The 4,650-nt window shown below is 58.6% G+C and carries 4 protein-coding genes and 1 pseudogene; 3 read left to right on the top strand and 2 right to left on the bottom strand.

Annotated elements, in window-relative coordinates; translation table 11 throughout:
* The 3 genes from HLUSI_RS0123475 to chrA form a co-directional block, all read left to right on the top strand.
* A partial coding sequence (locus HLUSI_RS0123475; protein WP_016836263.1) for an FMN-dependent NADH-azoreductase occupies positions 1–284 on the top strand: 284 nt, incomplete at its 5' end.
* A gap of 183 nt (positions 285–467) precedes the next feature.
* Complete coding sequence (locus HLUSI_RS0123470) at positions 468–1,406, top strand: chromate resistance protein ChrB domain-containing protein (RefSeq protein WP_040503837.1); 939 nt, start codon at positions 468–470, stop codon at positions 1,404–1,406.
* Positions 1,399–2,760: a chromate efflux transporter gene (chrA, locus tag HLUSI_RS0123465; RefSeq protein ID WP_016836261.1), complete on the top strand. Its 1,362-nt coding sequence runs from the start codon at positions 1,399–1,401 to the stop codon at positions 2,758–2,760. The genes HLUSI_RS0123470 and chrA overlap by 8 nt, the downstream gene beginning before the upstream one ends.
* 92 nt (positions 2,761–2,852) lie before the next feature.
* On the opposite strand, the gene HLUSI_RS0123460 is transcribed toward chrA, so the two are convergent.
* Both HLUSI_RS0123460 and HLUSI_RS34855 read right to left on the bottom strand, forming a co-directional pair.
* Positions 2,853–3,779: a LysR substrate-binding domain-containing protein gene (locus HLUSI_RS0123460; protein WP_016836260.1), complete on the bottom strand. Its 927-nt coding sequence runs from the start codon at positions 3,777–3,779 to the stop codon at positions 2,853–2,855.
* A gap of 54 nt (positions 3,780–3,833) precedes the next feature.
* Positions 3,834–4,650, bottom strand: a pseudogene (locus tag HLUSI_RS34855) (rhodanese-like domain-containing protein); the annotation flags it as partial.

Raw genomic sequence — 4,650 nt, 5'->3', positions numbered from 1 at the left:
GTACAACGCGCGCCGGCGTGACCTTCAAGTACACCGAAACCGGTCCGGTCGGCCTGATCCAGGGCAAGAAGGTATACGTGTTCACGTCGCGCGGCGGCGTCTACAGCGAAGGTCCGGCCAAGGTCATGGACTTCCATGAGACCTATCTGCGCGCCGTGCTGGGCTTCATCGGCATGACCGACATCACCTTCGTGCACAGCGAAGGCCTGGGCATGGGCGAAGCGGCTGTTGAAAAAGCCATCGCGCAAACCCGCGAAACCATCGGCAGCCTGGTTGCGGCATAAACTTCCGCTCCCATGAAAAAGCGCGACGGCCACAAGCTGTCGCGCTTTTTTTTACATCCGCAGCATTTGAATCCCTATCGGGCGTTTCGATATTCAATTCTATTTTTCCTTGCCAAGCGCCGCCGGCCCTGCACAGAAAAATATTTGTAGAATATGCTACACAATAGTAGAGTATTCTACATCATGAATTATCTTTTATTGATTAGCAGCCTGTCCACGCAGAACGCCACTGCTCGCATGCGGATATGGCGTGGATTAAAAGCATCCGGGGCCGCTGTATTGCGTGACGGGGTCTATCTGATGCCCGATCTTGACGAGTGCCGGCACACGCTGGAAGGCATCTCCGCCGAGGTGATTTCGTGCGGAGGAAATGCGTTCGTCCTGCGAGTCGAAGAGCCCATGGCCACGGATTTCTCTGAGCTGTTCAAGCGAGACGAAGACTATGCGACATTGCTCTCGGATGTTGCGAAGGCGCGAGCAACGCTGACGGCAGGCACCCTGCCCAAAGCCACGAAAGAGATCAGGAAGTTGCGCAAGCAGCTGATCGATCTATCTGTGATCGATTTCTTTCCGGGGCCGGCTCAACAGCAAGTCGACGCTGCCATCAATGAGTTGGAGCTGGCACTGGCGCATGCGTCATCTCCCGACGAACCGATGCCGGCTGAGGGGCGGATTCCTGAACGAGAGAGAGACCGATTTCAAGGAAAAACCTGGGCGACACGTCGTCGGCCTTGGGTCGACCGCCTGGCAAGCGCATGGCTTATACGGCGTTTCATTGATCCACATGCTGTCATTCTGTGGCTCGAGTCCCCCGATGATTGCCCTGCCGATGCGATTGGATTTGACTTCGATGGGGCCAGCATCAGCCATATGGGAAGCTATGTGACCTTTGAGGTCTTCGTGATGAGCTTCGGTTTGCAACAGGCAGGATTGAAGCGGCTGGCCGCCCTGATTCACTACTTGGACGCCGGCGGTGTACAGCCACCCGAATCCATCGGCATAGAAAGCATACTGGCGGGAATGAAAAACACCATCGCAGACGACGACCAACTTTTAATAGCCGCGACCGGTATTTTTGACGGATTGTTGGCAAGCTTCGCCACGGAGGCCGTCAGTGAATGAGATCGAAGTCACGTCGCCAGCCAACGACGACATATCTCCGTCCGTGAATTTTCGAGAGGCCTTTCTTTTCTGGTTGAAGTTGGGTTTCATCAGCTTCGGCGGCCCTGCCGGACAGATTTCGATCATGCATCAAGAGCTTGTGGAAAACCGTCGCTGGATATCGGAGCGACGATTTTTACATGCGCTGAATTACTGCATGTTATTGCCTGGCCCCGAAGCTCAACAGCTTGCGACATACATTGGCTGGTTAATGCATAGAACGTTTGGGGGCATCGTTGCCGGCGTCCTGTTTGTCTTCCCGTCCTTGCTGATCTTGATTATCTTGTCGTGGCTATACATCGCCTTTGGCCATTTGCCGGTTGTGGAAGGTCTGTTCTATGGCATCAAGCCTGCCGTGACTGCCATCGTCTTGCAGGCAGCGCATCGCATCGGTTCTCGCGCCCTCAAGAATAATGTCCTGTGGGCGATTGCCGCAGTTTCGTTTGTCGCCATTTTTGCACTCAATCTGCCGTTTCCGCTCATTGTGGCGATGGCAGCACTGATCGGCTACCTTGGAGGAAAAATAGCGCCGTCGAAATTCGCTGTTGGCGGAGGGCATGGAGCCTCAAAGAAATCATTCGGAAAGGCATTGATTGACGATGACACGCCAACACCACGGCATGCGCTGTTCAGCTGGACTGGACTGCTCAAAATCGTACTGATCGGTGCGCTTCTATGGGCCATCCCGATGTGTGGGCTGACCGCGATCTATGGCTGGGAACATACCTACGCTCAAATGGGATGGTTCTTTACCAAGGCCGCACTCATGACATTCGGCGGAGCCTACGCCGTTTTGCCATACGTCTATCAAGGCGCTGTCGGCCATTTCTCCTGGTTGACGCCGACTCAGATGATTGACGGTCTGGCATTGGGAGAGACGACACCGGGACCACTCATTATGGTGGTGGCATTCGTCGGCTTTGTTGGCGGTTACGCCAAAGCCGTCTTGGGACCAGATCACCTGTTTTTGGCCGGAGCAATGGCAGCTTCGCTCGTCACCTGGTTCACCTTTCTGCCATCGTTTCTATTCATCCTGGCAGGCGGGCCGCTCGTTGAGGCAACGCATCAAGATATCAAATTCACGGCGCCACTCACCGCGATTACTGCTGCGGTGGTCGGTGTTATCTTAAATTTAGCGACGTTTTTCGGCTTTCATGTGCTGTGGCCGAAAGGATGGGATCAGGGTTTTGACTGGATCTCTGCGCTGATTGCCCTGGCAGCAGTGGTTGCGTTGTTTCGCTTTAAACGCAATGTCATTCACGTCATCGTCGTATGCGCAGTACTCGGACTTATCGCCAGAACAGTGATTTTTTAATCGCTGCAATATAGAGATGCAGATTGGCGGCGTCTTTGCCATGCGAGCTGATGGCGCTGTGGGTGCGCGCAGTAGGTACGTACACTCAGACGCTACAAACCGCCGTCGACGATCTGCGACAGCATGCGATTGAGGATGTCCGTTTCGCGCATGCGCTTGAGCCACCAGGTCAGTGCGGCGCCGTCTTCACCGACGCGCCAGGCCAGCGAAAACGTTTCCTCCGCGCGCGGCTGCTCGACTTCCTTGACCACCAGCGCGCCGGATGCGATCGACTTCCGCACGCACGGCTCCGGCAAGAATCCGAAGCCCACGCCGGCCAGTTGCAACGCATATTTGCTGCGCATGTCCGGCACCGTCAGGGTGTCCTGGCCGAACAGCAGGCCGACGGTGCGCGGCGGCATCTTGCGCGCCGAGTCGGCGACGCTGATGGCGCGGTAAGGATGCAGGTCGGCCTTGCTCAGGACCTTGTCCATCTTCGCCAGCGGATGATGCGGCGCCACCACGAAGACGAACTTCACCGTGCCGATCTGCTCCGCCACATAGCCGCCGCCTGCCGGTCCTTCGCCGGGCGCCGCAATCAGCAGGTCGACGCGGCGATCAAGCAGCGCTTCCCAGGTGCCGGCCAGCGACTCGCGCGCGATGCGCAGGCGGGTGCGGTCGGCGACCTGGTAGAACGCCACGATGTCCGACTCCAGCGATGCCGCCGAATACAGTGAATCGAGGCCGATGGTGAATTCGGTTTCCCAGCCGGAGGCGACGCGGCGCACGCGGTGCTCGAGGTCTTCCGCCGCCTTGAGCAGGTAGCGCCCCTCCTTCAGCAATTCTTCACCGGCGCGCGTGAGCACAACTTTGGGGCCCTGCCGGTCGAACACCTGCACGCCGAGGTCCTGCTCCAGCTTCGACACCGTATAGGAAATCGTCGACGGCACCCGATGCAGCTCCAGCCCGGCCGCGGAAAACGAACCGCGCCGGTCGATCGCATCGAGAATCAACAGGGCATCGAGACTGATTCTGAACATGGAATTTTCCGAAAAATAGAGTCGAACGAAGAGCAGAACGAAGAGTAAAACGCCTCAGGCTTCGATCGAATAGCCCGCCGCCACCCAAGCGTCGATGCCGCCGGTGAGCGGGCGCACGCGCTTGTAGCCGCGCCGCATGAGTTGCTTGGCGACCAGCGCGGCCGAGGCTTCATTGGGACAGGCGCAGTAGACGATGACTTCATCTTCCATCGGCGCGTCGAACGCGAAAGTCTGGATCTCCTGGTTGGAAATCGTCAGCGCGCCGGGAATCCGGCCGATCTGCTGCGAGGCCGGCGAACGCACGTCGACGATGGTCGGGCGCACGCCGCTCTTGAGCAGGCCATCCAGCTCGCTGACCGAGATGCGCGCCATTTCCAGCGACTTGCGGAAGCGGCGGCGCTGCCACCATTTGCTGGCGATGAAGACGGCGAAGCCGATCAGCACCAGCATCATGCCGTACTGACCGAGCTCGGCCAACACGCTCAGCACGTCGTCGATGGCGGTGTTGAACAACGCGCCGAGAAAGATCGCCAGTCCCGACCACAAGGCCGCACCGACGCCGTCGTACAACAAGAACTTGCCGCGCGAAGTCCCGACGGTGCCCCCCCCCCCCCCCCGCGCTGGCAATCGAGGCGAAACCGGGAATGAATTTGGCGACCAGCAGCGAACGTGCACCCCAGCGCGAATAGATCGACTCGGTCTGGCGCACGCAGGAATCAGGAGAAAGGGAAATGCGGCACAGCGTCGACATGATGCGGCGACCGTAGCGGCGGCCGGCCAGGTACCAGACGTAGTCGGCGATCAGCGCGGCGACCACCGCCACCAGCAGCAGCAACACGACCGGGTACTGGCCGCGCCAGGCCAGCGCGCC

The organism is Herbaspirillum lusitanum P6-12 (assembly GCF_000256565.1).
Lineage (GTDB): Bacteria > Pseudomonadota > Gammaproteobacteria > Burkholderiales > Burkholderiaceae_D > Herbaspirillum > Herbaspirillum lusitanum.
This window is presented reverse-complemented; position numbering and strand designations above follow the sequence as displayed.